The 18,826-nt window shown below is 59.8% G+C and carries 15 protein-coding genes; 12 read left to right on the top strand and 3 right to left on the bottom strand.

Annotated elements, in window-relative coordinates; genetic code table 11:
• Positions 1-53 precede the first annotated feature (53 nt).
• The 4 genes from V6P94_RS04825 to V6P94_RS04810 all read left to right on the top strand — a co-directional run bounded on the left by V6P94_RS04825 (position 54) and on the right by V6P94_RS04810 (position 2,802).
• Entirely contained in the window at positions 54-938 is an 885-nt protein-coding gene (locus V6P94_RS04825) for a 3-keto-5-aminohexanoate cleavage protein (protein WP_326398598.1), read from the top strand.
• 46 nt (positions 939-984) lie between these two features.
• Positions 985-1,950: an L-carnitine dehydrogenase gene (locus tag V6P94_RS04820; protein WP_326398600.1), complete on the top strand. Its 966-nt coding sequence runs from the start codon at positions 985-987 to the stop codon at positions 1,948-1,950.
• 12 nt (positions 1,951-1,962) lie between these two features.
• Entirely contained in the window at positions 1,963-2,436 is a 474-nt protein-coding gene (locus V6P94_RS04815) for a thioesterase family protein (RefSeq protein ID WP_133075227.1), read from the top strand.
• A 108-nt stretch (positions 2,437-2,544) separates the two neighbouring features.
• Positions 2,545-2,802 (top strand): hypothetical protein, encoded by a 258-nt coding sequence (locus V6P94_RS04810; protein WP_133075226.1) that lies wholly within the window; start codon positions 2,545-2,547, stop codon positions 2,800-2,802.
• Between the two features lie 99 nt (positions 2,803-2,901).
• On the opposite strand, the gene V6P94_RS04805 is transcribed toward V6P94_RS04810, so the two are convergent.
• Together V6P94_RS04805 and V6P94_RS04800 are read right to left on the bottom strand one after the other, a co-directional pair.
• Complete coding sequence (locus V6P94_RS04805) at positions 2,902-4,005, bottom strand: GlxA family transcriptional regulator (RefSeq protein WP_133075225.1); 1,104 nt, start codon at positions 4,003-4,005, stop codon at positions 2,902-2,904.
• Positions 4,006-4,426: 421 nt separating this feature from the next.
• Positions 4,427-5,803 carry an L-serine ammonia-lyase gene (locus V6P94_RS04800; protein ID WP_133075224.1) on the bottom strand — a complete coding sequence of 459 codons (1,377 nt, stop codon included), beginning with the start codon at positions 5,801-5,803 and terminating at the stop codon, positions 4,427-4,429.
• Between the two features lie 357 nt (positions 5,804-6,160).
• Here V6P94_RS04800 and V6P94_RS04795 point away from each other — a divergent pair, with 357 nt between their 5' ends.
• The 3 genes from V6P94_RS04795 to choV all read left to right on the top strand — a co-directional run bounded on the left by V6P94_RS04795 (position 6,161) and on the right by choV (position 9,198).
• The gene (locus tag V6P94_RS04795; RefSeq protein ID WP_133075223.1) at positions 6,161-7,108 is read left to right on the top strand and encodes a choline ABC transporter substrate-binding protein; all 948 of its coding nucleotides are present in this window, start codon (positions 6,161-6,163) and stop codon (positions 7,106-7,108) included.
• A gap of 69 nt (positions 7,109-7,177) precedes the next feature.
• On the top strand, positions 7,178-8,023 hold the full coding sequence (gene choW, locus V6P94_RS04790) for a choline ABC transporter permease subunit (RefSeq protein WP_133075222.1): 846 nt from the start codon (positions 7,178-7,180) through the stop codon (positions 8,021-8,023).
• Entirely contained in the window at positions 8,020-9,198 is a 1,179-nt protein-coding gene (choV, locus tag V6P94_RS04785; RefSeq protein ID WP_133075221.1) for a choline ABC transporter ATP-binding protein, read from the top strand. Before choW ends, choV begins: the two co-directional genes overlap by 4 nt.
• Positions 9,199-9,304: 106 nt before the next feature.
• On the opposite strand, the gene V6P94_RS04780 is transcribed toward choV, so the two are convergent.
• Positions 9,305-11,242, bottom strand: a complete 1,938-nt coding sequence (locus tag V6P94_RS04780; RefSeq protein ID WP_326399150.1) for a BCCT family transporter — start codon at positions 11,240-11,242, stop codon at positions 9,305-9,307.
• A 476-nt stretch (positions 11,243-11,718) separates the two neighbouring features.
• Between V6P94_RS04780 and betI the strand changes: the two genes are divergently transcribed.
• The 5 genes from betI (at position 11,719) to V6P94_RS04755 (ending at position 18,765) form a co-directional block, all read left to right on the top strand.
• Positions 11,719-12,312, top strand: coding sequence for a transcriptional regulator BetI (betI, locus tag V6P94_RS04775; RefSeq protein WP_019822931.1), 594 nt, complete (start codon positions 11,719-11,721; stop codon positions 12,310-12,312).
• Between the two features lie 108 nt (positions 12,313-12,420).
• On the top strand, positions 12,421-13,893 hold the full coding sequence (betB, locus tag V6P94_RS04770) for a betaine-aldehyde dehydrogenase (RefSeq protein WP_326398605.1): 1,473 nt from the start codon (positions 12,421-12,423) through the stop codon (positions 13,891-13,893).
• Positions 13,894-14,038: 145 nt separating this feature from the next.
• On the top strand, positions 14,039-15,742 hold the full coding sequence (betA, locus tag V6P94_RS04765) for a choline dehydrogenase (RefSeq protein WP_133075218.1): 1,704 nt from the start codon (positions 14,039-14,041) through the stop codon (positions 15,740-15,742).
• 243 nt (positions 15,743-15,985) lie between these two features.
• Positions 15,986-17,428: a TldD/PmbA family protein gene (locus V6P94_RS04760; protein ID WP_326398608.1), complete on the top strand. Its 1,443-nt coding sequence runs from the start codon at positions 15,986-15,988 to the stop codon at positions 17,426-17,428.
• Positions 17,428-18,765 carry a metallopeptidase TldD-related protein gene (locus V6P94_RS04755; RefSeq protein ID WP_133075216.1) on the top strand — a complete coding sequence of 446 codons (1,338 nt, stop codon included), beginning with the start codon at positions 17,428-17,430 and terminating at the stop codon, positions 18,763-18,765. Before V6P94_RS04760 ends, V6P94_RS04755 begins: the two co-directional genes overlap by 1 nt.
• The last annotated feature ends 61 nt before the right edge of the window (positions 18,766-18,826 follow it).

Raw genomic sequence — 18,826 nt, 5'->3', positions numbered from 1 at the left:
TCGCGGCCCTTGATGGCTGCGTTGTGGCGCTCTACGCCCCAAGGAAATGCCCCATGAACCACGACGTCATCATCACCTGCGCACTCACCGGTGCCGGCGACACCAGCGGGCGCAGCCCTTTAGTGCCAGTCACGCCCAAACAAATTGCCGAAGCAGCCGTGGAAGCGGCCAAGGCCGGAGCCACGGTGGTGCATTGCCATGTACGTGATCCAAAGACCGGGCAGTTCAGCCGCGATGTGGCGCTGTACCGCGAACTGATGGAACGCATCCGCGAGGCGGATATCGACATCATCGTCAACCTCACAGCCGGCATGGGCGGTGACTTGCATATCGGCCCCGGCGAGAACCCGATGGAGTTTGGCCCCCACACGGATCTGGTCGGGCCGCTGACCCGTCTGGCTCACGTCGAGGAGTTGCTGCCGGAAATCTGCACCCTGGATTGCGGCACCCTGAACTTTGGCGACGGCGACACGATTTACGTCTCCACACCGGCGCAACTGCGGGCGGGCGCCAAGCGTATCCAGGAACTGGGCGTGAAAGCCGAACTGGAAATTTTCGACACCGGCCACCTGTGGTTCGCCAAACAGATGATCAAGGAAGGCTTGCTCGATGACCCGCTGTTTCAGCTGTGCCTGGGCATCCCGTGGGGGGCTCCGGCGGACACCACCAGCATGAAAGCCATGGTCGACAATTTGCCCGCCAACGCGGTGTGGGCCGGATTCGGGATTGGTCGCATGCAAATGCCGATGGCCGCGCAAGCGGTGCTGCTGGGCGGCAACGTTAGGGTCGGGCTGGAAGACAACTTGTGGCTGGATCGCGGGGTGCTGGCCACTAACGGGCAACTGGTGGAACGCGCCACTGAAATCCTCAGTCGCTTGGGCGCCCGGGTACTGAGCCCGGCAGAAGGTCGGGTGAAGATGGGGCTCACCTCCCGATAACCCCATCGGCTTTGCGTTTTCCTACGGTTCAATTCAGGACACTTTCATGACGTTTATTACCGAGATCAAAACCTTCGCCGCCCTTGGCAGCGGTGTCATCGGCAGCGGCTGGGTCGCTCGCGCCCTTGCCCACGGACTTGACGTTGTCGCCTGGGACCCGGCCCCCGGCGCCGAAGCGGCCCTGCGCAAGCGCGTCGCCAAGGCCTGGCCGGCGCTGGAAAAAAGCGGCCTTGCCCAAGGCGCATCCCAAGACCGGCTGCGCTTTGTCAGCACCATCGAAGCGTGCGTGAGCGAGGCCGACTTCATTCAGGAAAGCGCCCCCGAGCGGCTCGATCTCAAACTGGATTTGCACCGCAGAATCAGCGCTGCGGCCAAACCCGATGCCTTGATTGGCTCCAGCACGTCGGGCCTGCTGCCCAGCGAGTTCTACGAAACCTCCACCCACCCGCAGCGGTGTGTTGTCGGCCATCCGTTCAACCCGGTTTACCTGCTGCCATTGGTCGAAGTGGTCGGCGGGCAAAAAACCGCCCCCGAGGCCATTCAGGCGGCCATCAAGGTCTATCAATCCCTGGGCATGCGCCCCTTGCACGTGCGCAAGGAAGTGCCCGGCTTTATTGCCGACCGCCTGCTTGAAGCCTTGTGGCGCGAAGCGCTGCACCTGGTCAATGACGGCGTCGCCACCACCGGCGAGATTGACGACGCCATCCGCTTTGGCGCAGGTTTGCGCTGGTCGTTCATGGGCACCTTTTTGACCTATACCCTGGCGGGGGGCGATGCCGGGATGCGTCACTTCATGAATCAGTTCGGCCCGGCCCTGCAACTGCCCTGGACGTATTTGCCCGCCCCTGAGCTCAGCGAAAAACTGATCGACGACGTGGTCGAAGGCACCACTGAGCAACTGGGCAGCCACAGCATCGGCGCGTTGGAAAGCTATCGTGATGACTGCCTGCTGGCCGTAATGGAAGCGGTTAACGCGACCAAACTCAAACATGGCATTGCCATCAACGATTGAACGAGGTTCAGCATGCCCGCGCTCACCACCTACAGCACCCCCATTCTTGAAGAATGGGTCGATTACAACGGCCATTTGCGCGACGCCTTTTACCTGCTGATTTTCAGCTACGCCACCGATGCCCTGATGGACCGCATGGGGCTCGACAGCCAGAACCGTGAAGCCAGCGGCCATTCACTGTTCACCCTGGAGGTGCACCTCAATTACCTGCACGAGGTGAAACTCGGGGCACAGGTTGAAGTGCGCACCCAACTCATCGGCCACGACAAAAAACGCCTGCATGTCTATCACAGCCTGCACCTGGCCGGTGATGAGAGGGTCTTGGCGGGCAATGAGCAAATGCTGTTGCATGTCGACCTGGCAGGCCCGCGTTCCGCGCCGTTTGGCGAACACACCCTGGCCTTGTTGCAGGCCATCGAGCAGCAGCAACGTGATCTCCCGAAACCCGAGCATGTGGGGCGGGTGATTGCCTTGCCCTTGCCTTAAAACGACCTGTTCTTAGGCAGATCAGACATATCGCCAAACCGCCCTTGCCCACGGACCAAAGCCCTACCAGAATCAAACTTCAATCGCGCTTCATAAAAGGACCAAACCATGATGCACGCGGATTTGATAGATGAGCAGGACCTGCTGGGCCAACTGCGTGCCTTGGGGTTCGAGGTGTCGGGCAGTGCCGAACAGGCTTGCTCGGCGGCGGTATGCGGGCTGAATGAAACCAATGCCCGGGCCTTGAAGGGCATGGTCGAAAAGCTCTACACCGGCAGCGCAACGATTTTACCGGCGGTACGCCAGGCCATTGATCAGCAACTGTTGCCGGGGCTGATGGCGTTCAAGCAAAAGCAATTGCACTGAGCCGTATGGAAGCGGGCTTGCTCGCGATGCAGAAAATGCGGTCTGTCTGTTGAACCGCAGTGCCTGTATCGCGAGCAAGCCCGCTCCCACAACGGCTTGCTACAACCTCACACTGGCAAACGTCGATTCGTTACGCGCCTGATTCAAGGCGGACATCGGCCCGGCCAGCGGGGACAGCAACAATGACTGCGGGATCTGCACAAGCGTGGTCTGCTGTGCCGTGTTGGAGCCCACACGCTCGTCCCGTGGCGGAATGCCGAAGTATTCGCGGTAGCACTTGGAGAAATGCGGCGTGGACACAAAGCCGCAGACCGCCGCCACTTCAATGATCGACATGGGGGTTTGCTTGAGCAACTGCCGCGCCCGCACCAACCTCAACTTGAGGTAGTAGCGCGACGGCGAGCAGTGCAGGTACTTCTGGAACAGGCGCTCCAACTGGCGCCGCGATACGGTGACGTAAACCGCCAGTTCATCCAGGTCGATAGGCTCTTCGAGGTTGGCTTCCATCAGCGCGACAATTTCCTGCAACTTGGGCTGATTGGTGCCCAGCATATGCTTGAGCGGTACGCGCTGGTGGTCCTGCTCGTTGCGAATGCGCTCATACACAAACATTTCCGAGATGGCGGCCGACAGTTCGCGACCATGATCACGGCTGATCAGGTGCAGCATCATGTCCAGTGGCGCAGTGCCCCCCGAGCTGGTGAAGCGGCTGCGGTCAAGGGTAAACAGGCGTGTGCTCATGACAACCCGCGGAAAGGCTTCCTGCATGGACGCCAGACACTCCCAATGCACGCTGCAATCAAAACCATCGAGCAAGCCTGCATACGCCAACGCCCAGCTGCCGGTACAGACGGCGCCCAGACGGCGCGACTGGCGCGCCTGGCTTTGCAGCCATGACACGTGCTCGCGGGTCACGGTGCGTTGAATGCCGATACCGCCGCACACGATCACCATGTCCAGCGCCGGTGCCTTGTGCATGCTGGCGTCGGGGGTCACTTGCAGACCATCACTGGCCCATACCTGGCTGCCATCCGCGCTGAGGGTGCTCCAGCGATACAACTCACGGCCCGACAACTGGTTAGCCATACGCAAGGGTTCTATCGCGGACGCCAGGGAAATGAGCGTGAAATTGTCCAGCAGCAGAAAGCCGATGGATTGAGGCGTACGGTTCTGGGGTTGGACCCCGGAGTTGAACGACGTCATCGCGATATCTCCTCACACAAAGCGGGTGATGGCCCCAGGCGCGGGCTCTTGTTTTTGCCCTCGTTGAACGGGGCTTTTAGATGGCAACGCAAATGCCATGCCTAAACTTGGATGGGCATTCAATAAAGTCTGAAAACGACGTCGCAAAGGGTCTAGGCAGGTCGTGCCAAAACTACGGTCCAGCAGGGCTGCACGGGTGTGATCCTGCGCTGTTGAGCACATTGGTATCACTTGTGGGAAGGGGGCAGAAACAGAGCTGCAATCAAATGTCACGAAAAGTACGAGTGCGCCAAAAAAGGTCGGCGTGCGCTGAAACAGCGCTGGCAGGTGTGCCTCTTCTGTGGGAGCGGGCCAGCTCGCGATGGCGTCCAGGCCAACCGTGTCGCCTGCATCGCGAGCAAGCCCGCTCCCACAAGGGTTTTCAGCATTCCACCGCACTGACCGCCAGGCCACCCCGTGAGGTTTCCTTGTATTTGTCGTGCATGTCGGCGCCGGTGTCGCGCATGGTCCGGATCACCCGGTCCAGGGAGATAAAGTGCTGCCCGTCACCGCGCAAGGCCATTTGCGCCGCGTTGATCGCCTTGACCGCCGCAATGGCGTTGCGCTCGATACACGGCACCTGCACCAGCCCGCCCACCGGATCGCAGGTCAAACCCAGGTTATGTTCCAGGCCAATTTCAGCCGCGTTGCACAGTTGTTCAGGGCTCGCCCCAAGGATTTGCGCCAGCCCCGCTGCCGCCATCGCGCAGGCCGATCCGACCTCGCCCTGACATCCCACTTCGGCTCCGGAAATCGACGCATTCTTTTTGCACAGAATGCCGATCGCCGCCGCGCTCAACAGGTAGTCGACCACATGGGCTTCGCTCACTTCATCGCTGAATTTCATAAAGTAGTGCAGCACCGCCGGGATGATCCCCGCCGCACCGTTGGTCGGTGCGGTCACCATGCGCCCGCCCGCCGCATTCTCTTCGTTGACCGCCAGTGCAAACAGGTTGACCCACTCCATGGCGCTCAGGGTTGAACCGATCACATTGGGTTTGCCCAATTCCTGCAGACTGCGGTGCAGGCGGGCAGCGCGACGGCGCACATTCAGGCCGCCGGGCAGGATGCCTTCGTGTTTCAAACCCTGCTCAACGCAGTCCTGCATGGCGCGCCAAAGCTTGATCAGGCCACAACGAATTTCGTCCTCGCTGCGCCATGTGCGTTCGTTGGCCATCATCAATGCCGCCACGCTCAGATGGTGCTTGCGGCACAAGTCGAGCAACTCGACGGCAGAATTGAAATCGTAGGGCAGTTCGGTGCGGTCCATGTCCAGCACACCGCTTGCCGCTTGCGCAGCGTCCACCACAAAACCGCCGCCCACCGAGTAGTAGGTGTCGCGGTGCAGTTCACCGGCTTCGGTTTCTGCGACCAGGGTCATGGCGTTGGGATGGAACGGCAGGTTTTCGTCAATCAGGCGCATGTCTTGCGACCATACGAACGGGATCGGCATGTACCCATCCAGCAGCAGCGTCTGGCTGTGATGAAGCTGGGCGATGCGCGGGGCTATCTGCGCCGGATCAATTGCATCGGGCCACTCACCCATCAGGCCCATGATCACCGCGCTGTCACTGCCGTGGCCAATGCCGGTGGCCGACAACGAGCCATAGAGCTGCACTTCGATGCGATGTACCTGCTGCAGTTGGTCCCGTTCGCGCAAACCCTGCACAAACAGCGCAGCAGCCCGCATCGGGCCTACGGTGTGGGAGCTTGAGGGACCGATACCGATCTTGAACAGGTCAAATACGCTGATAGCCATGAGCACGAACCTTAAGGGTGTGTGCCCGCATCATGGGGTGTTTGCGATCTGCAAAAACGTCCAGCTACGACTCACCTTTGCCTGCCAGCGCCCCCGACGTTTTATACGGTGCAGAGGCATGAAAAAAGCGGTTTTTACTCATGAAACGTCTATATACGACCTCCCAAGTATCAGATACGACCCTGCCTGTACTGGATGCGACGCCCCCTGTAGGCGTTTGATTTTCGCTGTTACATGATCAGTCCTGACTCGATTGCAAGATGCGCCGGCAACACCCCTGCCGTGCATCACCCAACCGCAACTGATACGTGCGGCTTTCGATCGAAAACCGCATCCCAGACACACAGGAGTCGTTCCATGAAACATTCCTCATCGTTGTTGTTGGCTGCATTGCTGAGTCTGCCCGTCATCACCCAGGCAGCAGAACCGGAGCAATGCAGCACGGTCAACTTCTCGGATGTCGGCTGGACCGACATCACCGTCACCACCGCAGTCACCAGCGAAGTGCTCAAGGCCCTTGGCTACAAAACCAAAACCACCATGATTTCAGTACCGGTCACGTACAAGTCGCTCGCCGATGGCAAGAACATGGACGTGTTCCTGGGCAACTGGATGCCGACCATGGAAAACGACATCAAGGCTTACCGCGAGGCGGGCACCGTCGAGACCGTGCGTGCCAACCTGGAGAACGCCAAATACACCCTCGCTGTCCCCCAGGCCCTCTATGACAAGGGCCTCAAGGACTTCTCGGATATAACCAAATTCAAGAAGGAACTGGACGGCAAGATCTATGGCATCGAGCCGGGCAACGATGGCAATCGCATGATCCAGACCATGATCGACAAGAACGCGTTCGGCTTGAAAGACGCGGGCTTCAAGGTCGTGGAGTCCAGCGAAGCCGGGATGTTGTCGCAGGTCGATCGCGCCCAGCGCCGTGGCACTGAAGTGGTGTTCCTGGGATGGGAACCCCATCCGATGAACACCCGTTTCAAAATGAAGTACCTCACCGGCGGCGATGACTTCTTCGGCCCCAATTATGGCCAGGCGACCATCTATACCAACACCCGCAAGGGCTACAGCGAAGAGTGCAGCAACGTCGGTCAACTGCTGAAAAATCTTGTGTTCACCCTCGACATGGAAAGCACCCTGATGGGCAAGGTCCTGGACGACAAGATCAAACCGGACGTGGCCGCCAGGGCCTGGCTCAAACAGAACCCGCAAGTGCTCCAAACCTGGCTCGCAGGTGTAACCACGATTGATGGCAAACCGGGTCTTGCAGCCGTTCAAGCCAGCCTCGCGAAGTAATCGCGGGCGCCAGGCGACCAACCCCGCCTGGCTCCGTTTTAATCCCCCTGCATGCGGACGTTCACTACCATGCTGATTGATCAAAAAATTCCTCTGGGCGAGTACATCGCAAGCTTCGTCGACTGGCTGACCAAAAACGGTGCCAGCACCTTCGATGCCATTGCGCTGACACTTGAAACGATGATCCACGGCGTGACGTTTGCGCTGACCTGGTTCAACCCTTTCGTGTTCATCGGCCTGATCGCCTTGTTTGCCCACTTTATTCAACGTAAATGGGGGCTCACTGTTTTCGTGGCAATGTCGTTTCTGCTGATCCTGAACCTGGGTTATTGGCAAGAAACGATGGAAACCCTGGCCCAGGTGTTGTTCGCGACCTTTGTGTGCGTGATCATCGGCGTGCCGCTGGGGATTCTCGCCGCCCACAAGCCGATGTTTTATACCTTCATGCGCCCGGTACTGGACTTGATGCAGACCGTGCCTACCTTCGTCTACCTGATCCCGACCCTGACCCTGTTTGGCCTGGGTGTGGTGCCGGGGCTGATCTCCACGGTGGTGTTTGCGATTGCAGCGCCCATCCGCCTGACGTACCTGGGCATTCGCGACGTGCCCCATGAACTGCTGGATGCCGGCAAGGCGTTTGGCTGCTCACGCCGCCAGTTGCTCACACGCATTGAACTGCCCCACGCCATGCCGAGCATCGCCGCCGGGATTACCCAATGCATCATGCTGTCGCTGTCGATGGTGGTGATCGCTGCCCTGGTAGGCGCCGATGGCCTGGGCAAACCGGTGGTCAACGCACTCAATACCGCCGACATTGCCCTGGGCTTTGAAGCAGGGCTGGCGATTGTGCTGCTGGCAATCATGCTCGACCGGATCTGCAAACAGCCGGAAGCCAAGACAGGAGCCGACGCATGAGTATTATTCGTTTCGATAATGTAGACGTCATCTTCGCCAAAGACCCCCGTGAGGCACTCAGCCTGCTGGATCAAGGCCTTTCGCGGGATCAGATCCTGAAAAAGACCGGGCAGATTGTGGGCGTCGAAAAGGCCAGCCTGGATATCGACAAAGGCGAAATCTGTGTGCTGATGGGCTTGTCCGGCTCGGGCAAGTCCAGCCTGTTGCGCTGCATCAACGGACTCAATACGGTCAGCCGTGGCCAGTTGTATGTGGAGCACGAAGGCAAGCAGATCGACATTGCTTCATGTACCCCCGCCGAACTGAAAATGATGCGCACCAAGCGCATCGCCATGGTGTTTCAGAAGTTCGCCCTGATGCCCTGGCTGACGGTGCGCGAGAACATCAGCTTCGGCCTGGAGATGCAGGGCCGCCCCGAGAAAGAACGACGTACCCTGGTGGATGAAAAGCTGGAGCTGGTGGGTCTGACCCAATGGCGCAACAAAAAGCCCGATGAGTTGAGCGGCGGCATGCAGCAACGGGTTGGCCTGGCGCGAGCATTGGCAATGGATGCCGATATTCTGCTGATGGACGAACCCTTTTCAGCCCTCGACCCGTTGATCCGCCAAGGCCTGCAAGACGAGCTGCTGGAGCTGCAGCACAAGCTGAACAAGACCATTGTGTTTGTCAGCCATGACCTTGACGAAGCGCTCAAGCTGGGCAGCCGCATTGCGATCATGAAAGACGGCAAGATCGTGCAGTACAGCAAGCCCGAAGAGATCGTACTCAATCCTGCCGACGACTATGTGCGCACCTTCGTCGCCCACACCAACCCGTTGAACGTTCTGTGCGGGCGCAGCCTGATGCGCACGCTGGACAACTGCAAGCGCATCAACGGCTCGGTGTGCATCGATCCGGGGGATGATTCGTGGATTGATCTGGCGGAAGGCAACACCATCAAGGGTGTGCGTCAGGGCGCCGGTGCCGTGGAGCTGCAGCGCTGGAGCAGCGGGCAGGCGGTGGAAGGTCTGGGCCGGGGGCCGACTCTGGTGGATTCGGGAATTGGCATGCGCGACGCGCTGCAAATCCGCTACCAGACGGGCAACAAACTGGTGCTGCACGACAACCAGAAAGTGGTGGGGATACTGGGCGATACCGAGTTGTATCACGCGTTGTTGGGCAAGAACCTGGGCTGACGCGCACTCATCCTGTGGGAGCGGGCTTGCTCGCGATGCAGTCAACGCGGTGTATCAGGTACACCCCGTTGATGCTATCGCGAGCAAGCCCGCTCCCACACGCGGTTTAGCTGTACACCCTGCCAAGGAGTTGGCGATGGCTTTCAAACTGGTCGAGCACGTCACGACCGATTTGCTCTTGGGTGAAGCCCATCAGGTCGTACTCCTGGTTGCCGTTGTGCAAATACACCTCGGCCCGGTAATAACGACTGCGCACTTCATCCTGTTCGGACTCGCTCGGTGCGGCCAGATAACCGTCCAGGCTGACTTCGTAGACAAACGGGTTGCCCTCTTCCATCTCCACCCGCACGCCCATGCAACGCTTGGCACTGCCCAGCAGGGTTTGCACCTCCAAGCCCCGACTGCGCAGCTGTTCTGCCGCATCTTCCAGGGCCGGGGTCACGTGTTTGTCCATAAAGCGCTGCACCACCGCCTGGGTCGGTTGCAGGTCCTGGGCAGTCAAGCGCTCGCTGAAACCTCGACGACCACGGGCGGCCAACTCGGCTTGTTCCTGCTCAACCAGGGTGTCCTGGCGCATCGCTTTGTGCAGGCCAAACATAAACAGGACCAATACCACCGAAAACGGCAGACCGGCCAGCACCACCATCGTTTGCATGGCCGCAAAGTTACCGGCGAACAACAGGCCGATGGTCACCAGAGTGATCACCGCAGACCAGAAGATACGCAGCCAGTGCGGCGCGTCCTCATCCACATCGCCGCCTTTGCACGACAGGTTGGCCATCATCACCGCGCCGGAATCCGCCGGGGTCAGGAACAGCACAAAGCCCACAAAGATCGACACGCCGATGACGATTTTCGACGCCGGGTAATGCTCAAGCAGTTGGTAAATAGCCATCGACGGCTGTTCAAGCGCCGTTTTCCCCAACTCCACCGCACCGTGGTTAACCACCAGGTCCAGTGCCGAGTTACCGAAGATCGACAGCCAGGCCAGGGTGAAGCCCAGCGGAATCAACAACACGCCCGCCACCAGTTCACGCACGGTACGACCACGGGAAATACGCGCGATGAACATCCCTACGAATGGTGCCCAGGAAATCCACCACGCCCAGTAGAACAGGGTCCACAGGCCCAGCCAGCCCTCGGTTTTCTTGCTGTCGCCTTCATACACGTACAGGTCGAAGGTTTTCATGACGATACCGTTGAGGTAGTCACCGGTGTTTTGCACAAAGCCGTTGAGCAGGTGAAGCGTGGGGCCGAACAACAACACGAAAATCAGCAAGCCGCTGAACAGCACGATGTTCAGGTTGGACAACCGGCGGATGCCGTTTTCAACGCCAGAGACAGCGGCGATGGTGGCCACAGTGCTCATCACGATGATCACGATCAGCAGGTTGGTATTGCTGTGTTCCATGCCGAACAGGTTCTCAAGCCCGGACGACACCTGCATCGAGCCAATGCCCAGGTTGGTCACCAGCCCCAGCAGGGTCACGAACATGCCGAAGCCGTCCACCGCATGGCCAGCAGCACCTTTGACCCAACGCTCGCCCATCAACGGATACAGCGCCGAACGCAGCGCCAGCGGCTGGTTGTGACGGTAGGCAAAATACGCCACGGCCAGGCCGACCAGCGCGTAAATCGCCCAGCCGTGCAGGCCCCAGTGCAGGAAGGTCAGTTGCAACGCCTGACGCGCGGCTTCGTGGCTGCCCGACACGCCTTCAGGCGGGTTGAAGTAGTGATCCAGCGGCTCGGAAGCGCCGAAATAGAGCAAGGAAATACCGATACCGGACGAAAACAACATCCCGGCCCAGGCGCCATAGCTGAAATCCGGGGTGTCTTGCTTGGTGCCCAGCTTCAGTTTGCCGTAGGACGAAAACGCCAGACCGACTACGAAGATCAGGTAAGCGGCGATCACCACCATGTAATACCAACCGAAGCTGCGCGACAGCCATTCCTGGGCAACGCCCAGAATACGACCCGCTTCTTCGGGGGCAATGATCAAAATGGCAGTCAACAACAATATCAAGGCAGTGGAGGTGTAAAACACCCAACCATTGACCGTCACCTTTTGCGGCGGGGTCTTTATAAGAGAGGCAGAACTCATTGCACAGGTGCTCCAGGCAGTGCGAGACAAGGACTTAAGGCAACGCACCACTCGACCAAAGGGTTGGATTACGACCAACGGTCGAGTGATATAAAGACACCGCTAAAAAACCGGACCCGCCCAGACCGCGTTCAGAACCTGTGTGCGTCCCCTTGAAATCAAGGGCTGCCCCGCGTGGTCTGGTGCGTTATGCCTGTTTGGACCTCCTGTCAGCGCCTGCGAAAGCCTGCTTCTGCCTAGGTTCCATGGGAATTTACCGTGTCGTTTTGCGCCATTCATGCGTAAGGAAACGACATAAATCGCGACTATTTGTCGCAGAGCTTATTCTTTGTTGATTGAACGTTCAATCAAAACAAAATAGACTGGCTGTCGTTCAGTGATGCTTATGCACTGCTCGCCGGCCCAAGGAGATTTGCGAAATGCCCAAGGTCGGTATGCAACCCATACGCCGCCAGCAGTTGATCGAAGCCACGTTGACGGCGGTCGATCAGGTCGGGATGGCAGATGCCAGCATTGCGCTGATTGCCCGTCTGGCCGGTGTGTCGAACGGCATCATCAGTCACTACTTCAAAGACAAGAACGGTCTGATTGCCGCCACCATGCGGTACTTGATGAACGTCTTGATCGACAACGTCACCGAGCGCCGCCTGGCGTTAAGCGATGACAGCCCACGGGCTCATCTGCAGGTGATTGTTGAAGGCAACTTCGACGCCAGCCAGGTCAGTGGCCCGGCAATGAAAACCTGGCTGGCCTTTTGGGCCGCCAGCATGCACCAGCCGTCGTTGCACAGATTGCAGCGGATCAACGATCACCGCTTGTATTCCAATCTGTGCTGCCAGTTTCGCCGCGTAATGCCGCAGGCCCAGGCCCGCAATGCAGCACGGGGCCTGGCAGCTCTCATCGATGGTCTATGGTTGCGGGGTGCCCTGTCGGGAGACGCGTTCGACACCGAACAGGCACAACGCATCTGCTACGAATACATGGATCTACAACTGGCGAAACAGGTGAGTTAGGCCCCAATAAATGCTTAACCCCTGAACTGTCGTGAGTTTGAGTTGCCCCAATCAGATGGCACCCGACTCACGACCAACGCCAACCACTTATGCACTTGCGAGGATTTTATGGCCCGTTTCGAACTGCAAAAACTCTACATCGACGGCGGCTACACCGACGCCGGTAGCGACGCTACTTTCGATGCCATCAACCCGGCTAACGGCGAAGTCCTCGCTCAAGTGCAACGCGCAACCAAAGAAGACGTCGAGCGCGCGGTTGTCAGCGCTGAAAAGGGCCAGAAAATCTGGGCCGCCATGACGTCCATGGAGCGCTCGCGCATCCTGCGTCGCGCCGTGGAAATCCTGCGCGAGCGCAACGATGAACTGGCCGCCCTGGAAACCCTGGACACCGGCAAGTCGTACTCCGAAACCCGTTACGTCGACATCGTGACCGGTGCCGATGTACTCGAATACTACGCAGGCCTTGCACCCGCCATTGAAGGCGAGCAAATCCCGCTGCGCACCACCTCTTTCGTTTACACCCGCCGCGAGCCGCTTGGCGTTGTAGCCGGTATCGGCGCGTGGAACTACCCTATCCAGATCGCCCTGTGGAAAGCCGCACCGGCACTGGCTGCCGGTAACGCGATGATCTTCAAGCCAAGCGAAGTCACCTCCCTGACGACCCTCAAGCTGGCCGAGATCTTCACCCAGGCGGGCCTGCCGGATGGCGTGTTCAACGTACTGACCGGCAGTGGCCGTGAAGTCGGTACCTGGCTGACCGAGCACCCGCGCATCGAAAAAATCTCGTTCACCGGCGGCACCGACACCGGCAAGAAAGTCACCGCCAGCGCCACCAGCTCGTCCTTGAAAGACGTGACCATGGAACTGGGCGGCAAGTCGCCCCTGATCATTTTCGACGACGCCGACCTGGATCGCGCCGCAGATACCGCGATGATGGCCAACTTCTACAGCTCGGGTCAGGTGTGCACCAACGGCACTCGCGTGTTTATCCCGACGGCCATGAAGGCTGCGTTTGAAGCCAAGATCCTGGAGCGCGTTGCGCGCATCCGCATCGGCAACCCGGAAGACGAAAACACCAACTTCGGCCCGCTGGTCAGCTTTGCTCACATGGAAAGTGTGCTGGGCTACATTGCCAAGGGCAAAGAAGAAGGCGCCCGCGTACTGTGCGGCGGCGAACGCCTGACCCAGGGCGATCTGGCCAAGGGCGCATTCGTGGCACCTACCGTGTTCACCGACTGCACCGACGAGATGACCATCGTCAAGGAAGAAATCTTCGGCCCGGTGATGAGCATCCTCACCTACGACACCGAAGAAGAAGTGATCCGCCGCGCCAACGACACCGAGTTCGGTCTGGCTGCGGGCGTCGTGACCCGGGACCTGAACCGCGCCCACCGCGTCATCCATCTACTGGAAGCGGGTATTTGCTGGATCAACGCCTGGGGCGAGTCCGACGCAAAAATGCCGGTAGGCGGCTACAAGCAATCGGGCATTGGCCGTGAAAACGGCATCAGCTCGCTGGCTCAGTACACCCGGATCAAATCGGTACAGGTAGAGCTGGGCGACTACGTCTCGGTGTTCTAAACCCAATTGGCAGCCGATTACCTGTAGTCGCTGCCACAGGCTGCGATGAAGTCCGTGGAGGCTTCGGGAAAACGGGTTGCTGAGCAACCCTTCGCAGCCTTCGGCAGCGACTACAGGCTTGTTTATTTCAAAGAGGGTGCATTTTATGTCCCAAGAATTCGATTACATCATCATTGGTGCCGGCTCTGCCGGTAACACCCTGGCGACCCGTCTGACTGAAGACCAAGGCGTCACCGTGCTGCTGCTTGAAGCGGGCGGCCCGGACTACCGTTTCGACTTCCGTACCCAGATGCCGGCCGCCCTGGCATTCCCGCTGCAGGGTCGTCGCTACAACTGGGCCTTCGAAACCGATCCAGAGCCACACATGGACAATCGCCGCATGGAATGTGGCCGTGGCAAGGGGCTGGGCGGTTCGTCCCTGATCAACGGCATGTGCTACATCCGTGGCAACGCGATGGACTACGACGGCTGGGCAAAACTGCCAGGCCTCGAAGACTGGGATTACCTGAACTGCCTGCCGTACTTCCGTAAAGCCGAAAGCCGCGACATCGGCCCCAACGATTACCACGGTGGCGATGGCCCGGTCAGCGTGACCACGCCCAAAGCCGGGAACAACGTGTTGTTCCACGCCATGGTTGAAGCAGGCGTACAGGCCGGCTACCCGCGTACCGAAGACCTGAACGGCTATCAGCAGGAAGGTTTTGGCCCGATGGACCGCACCGTGACGCCTAACGGCCGTCGCGCCAGTACCGCCCGTGGCTACCTGGACACCGCCAAGCAGCGCTCGACGCTGACCATCGTGACCCACGCCCTGACCGACAAGATCGTTTTTGAAGGCAAGCGCGCCGTTGGCGTTTCCTACATGGTCGGCGACAGCGACACCCGCATCCAGGCCAAGGCCCGTAAAGAAGTGCTGCTGTGCAGCGGCGCAATTGGTTCGCCAACCGTGCTGCAACGCTCCGGCGTCGGCCCGGCCGAACTGCTCAACAGCCTCGATATTCCGGTCGTTCACGACCTGCCGGGCGTTGGCCAGAACCTGCAGGATCACCTTGAGCTGTACCTGCAGTACGCCTGCACCCAGCCGGTTTCGCTGTACCCGTCGCTCTTGTGGTGGAACCAGCCGGCCATTGGCGCCGAGTGGATGTTCCTGGGCAAAGGTATTGGTGCCAGCAACCAGTTCGAAGCCGGTGGTTTTATCCGCACCCGCGAAGAATTTGAATGGCCGAACATTCAGTACCACTTCCTGCCGGTAGCGATTAACTACAACGGCAGCAATGGCGTAAAAGAACACGGTTTCCAGGCGCACATGGGCTCCATGCGTTCGCCAAGCCGTGGCCGGATCAACGTGAAGTCCAAGGACCCGCGTGAGTACCCGAGCATCCTGTTCAACTACATGGCAGCCGAGCAAGACTGGCAGGAATTCCGTGACGGCATCCGCCTGACCCGCGAAATCATGCAGCAGCCTGCGCTGGATGCGTACCGTGGCCGCGAAATCAGCCCTGGCATCGACAAGCAGACCGACGAAGAGCTGGATACCTTTATCCGCGAACACGCCGAGACTGCATTCCACCCGTCCTGCTCGTGCAAGATGGGCACCGACGAGATGGCCGTGGTAGACGCCGAAGGCCGCGTGCATGGGATGCAGGGTCTGCGTGTGGTCGATGCGTCGATCATGCCGCTGATCACGACTGGCAACCTCAACGCACCGACGATCATGATTGCCGAGAAAATCGCCGACAAGATCCGTGGCCGCCAGCCGTTGCCGCGCAGCACTGCCGACTACTACGTGGCAGGCGATGCACCGGTTCGCGGCAAGCCGCTGCGTGAAGTCAGCCGTACCGCGCAGTAAGCACACCACCCTGTAGTCGCTGCCGCAGGCTGCGAAAAGTGCCGAAGGACCTTCGCTTTTGAAATGAGCGAACCCTTCGGGCCCGATCGCAGCCTTCGGCAGCGGCTACAGGTTTGTTGCCGTTTTTGGTTTCATCTTCCCCCCCCCGCTTGCCCCCGGCCTCAACGCAGGCCTACTCTGTTGTCTCGTTTCGCTCCCCTATTCCAAACCTCGATACGTTTCCCGTTTTTCGGAGGTCAGTGCATGTTCGATTTTTACCCTCAGCTCAAGCAACGCTTTGGCGCGTTGCGCACCCGGGCCGAGTTCTTTTCGCTGCGTTATGTGCGCGAGTCCGGGCAATACCTGTCGGTACGCAAGAACGTCGCAGAACCTCCTTCATTCAATCACGATCAGGGCGCGATGCTCACGGTGCGGCTCAAGGGTGTCGAAGCCTACGCCGCCACCAATGACCTGTCGCAAGCCGGCTTGCAGGCAGCCCTGGAACGTGCCGAGGCACAGGCTCAACTGATTGCTGCCCACGCCCTGCTCGATCTGAGCCAGGAGCCGGTGTCCCACGAACGCGCTGACTACTACTCGCCCCATCTCGATCAAGCATTCCCGTCACTCAACGAATGCTTTGAACTGTTGGGCGCTGAGTCGGCTGCCGTCCCCAAGGACGAGCGGCTGGTCAGCTGGGACGTTTCGCTGGGCCTCAATCACGTCGAGCAGATCTATCTCAACAGCGCTGGCGCCGAGTTGCGCCGGGCACAACGTTTTGTCTACCCGGGCATCAGCGTCACCGCCTATGACGGCAACGACAGCCAGACCCGCAGCCTGGGCCGCGAAAACTTCGGTCAGCAAGGTGGCGCCGACGTGATCAGCCGCTGCGGGTTGATCGGAGCCGCGCCAAAGGTCGCCGACCAGGCCCTGCAATTGCTGCTGGCACCCAATGCCCCAAGCGGCAAACGCGACCTGCTGCTGATGCCCGACCAGATGATCCTGCAAATCCACGAATCGATCGGCCACCCGCTGGAACTGGACCGCATCCTCGGTGACGAGCGCAATTACGCAGGCACCAGCTTCGTCAAGGCCAGCGACTTTGGCAGCCTGCAGTACGGTTCCAAACTGCTGAACGTCACCTTCGACCCTGACATTCCCGAGCAGTTGGCCAGCTACAGCTTCGACGATGACGGCACACCGGCCCACAAGGAGTTCCTGATCCGCGAAGGCCTGCTGCTGCGGCCTTTGGGCGGTGCGCTGTCGCAGTTCCGGTCGGGCCTTGATGGCGTGGCCAACAGCCGCGCCTGCGGCTGGAACCGCCCTCCGATCGACCGCATGGCCAACCTCAATATCGAACCTGGCGACCAGTCGATGGCTCAACTGATTGGCGGCATTGAACACGGCATCCTGATGGCCACTAACCGTTCCTGGTCGATTGACGATGCGCGCAACAAGTTCCAGTTCGGTTGCGAGTGGGGCCAGTTGATCGAGAACGGCGAACTCAAGGGCGTGGTGAAAAACCCCAACTACCGGGGTATTTCCGATCAGTTCTGGCGCAACCTCAGCGCCGTGGGTGACGCCAGTACCTTCAAGGTGCTGGGCACGCCGAACTGCGGCAAGGGCGAACCCAATCAGGTGATTCGCGTAGGGCATGCGTCACCCGCGTGCGTGTTCAATCAAATTGATGTGTTTGGAGGCGATGCCTGATGAGTACCCCATTGAGTCAGGCCGAGCAGTTCAAGGCGTTGGTCGAATGGCTGGGCAAGGCCATTCGACCGCCAGAGCAGTTCACCCTGGGCTACGACGCCGAAGCCTCGGAGTTCATCCGTTTCAACAAGGGCAAGGTGCGCCAGGCCGGGCGTGTGCAGCAGGCCAGCCTGAGCCTGAAACTGATCAACGACGGCCGCCACGGGGATATCCGCCTTACCCTGGCCGGTGAGCCGGATGTCGACAAACAGCGCCTGGCCGACGCGGTGCAACAACTGCGTGACACTTTGCCGTTGTTGCCCGCCGACCCTTATTTATTGCTGAACCCCCAGCCTTGGCACAGTCATGAGGTGCAGGACCATCCACTGCCGGACACCGCTCGGGTCCTGGATGAAATCCGCCGTGCGTGCGACGGCGTCGATCTGGTGGGGTTTTATGCCTGCGGCCCGATCAGCTATGGCTACGCCAGTTCCGAAGGTGCGTTTGGCTGGCATCAGGCCAACAGTTTCAACTTCGACTGGAGCCTGTTCCACAGCAACGGCCAAGCGGTGAAAGCCAGCTACGCCGGGGCCGATTGGGACAGCGAACGTTTCGCCCAGCGCATGCAACTGGCCCGTGAGCAACTGAGCTTTCTGGATCGCCCGCTCCATGCCCTGGCACCCGGCGAGTACAGGGCCTACCTGGCCCCCGCGGCGCTGGAAGAAGTGATGAGCATGTTGTGCTGGGGCGGTTTTTCGGCACAGGCGCTGGCCAGCAAATCCAGCCCTTTGCAGCGACTGTACGGCGGTGATGCGCAACTGAGCCCCCTGGTGTCATTTGACGAGCAGGTCAGCCAGTCCCTGAGCCCGGCGTTTTCCGGCGAAGGGTATCCGCGCCAGGACTTGTCCCTGGTCAAGCACGGCAAGGCCAACCAGCAACTGGTGGGTTCGCGCAGTGCTGCCGAATATGGCCTTGAGGTCAACGGCGCGCCACAGGGCGAGGCGCCGAGCGCACTGGCGATGGCGGCGGGTACGCTGGAGCAGGCCGATATTCTCAAGCAATTGGGCACCGGGTTGTACATCAGCAACCTGTGGTACTTGAACTACTCGGACCAACCGGCCGCGCGCCTGACCGGCATGACCCGTTTTGCCACCTTCTGGGTCGAAAACGGCGAGATAAAGGCCCCGGTCAACACCATGCGTTTTGATGACAGCGTCTATAGTCTGCTGGGCTCGCAGTTGGAGGCACTGACGGCAGATCGTGAGTTGTTGCTGTCGGCCAGCACCTACGACCAGCGCCAGACTGCGTCGAATCTGCTGCCGGGAGCGTTGGTCAAGAAGCTCACGCTGACGCTGTAATACCTGTAGTCGCTGCCGAAGGCTGCGATGAAGTCCGTGGAGGCTTCGGGAAAACGGGTTG

The organism is Pseudomonas sp. ML2-2023-3, assembly GCF_037055275.1.
GTDB lineage: Bacteria > Pseudomonadota > Gammaproteobacteria > Pseudomonadales > Pseudomonadaceae > Aquipseudomonas.
Note: the sequence above shows the minus strand (reverse complement) of the source record. Positions and strands in the feature narration are given on the sequence as shown.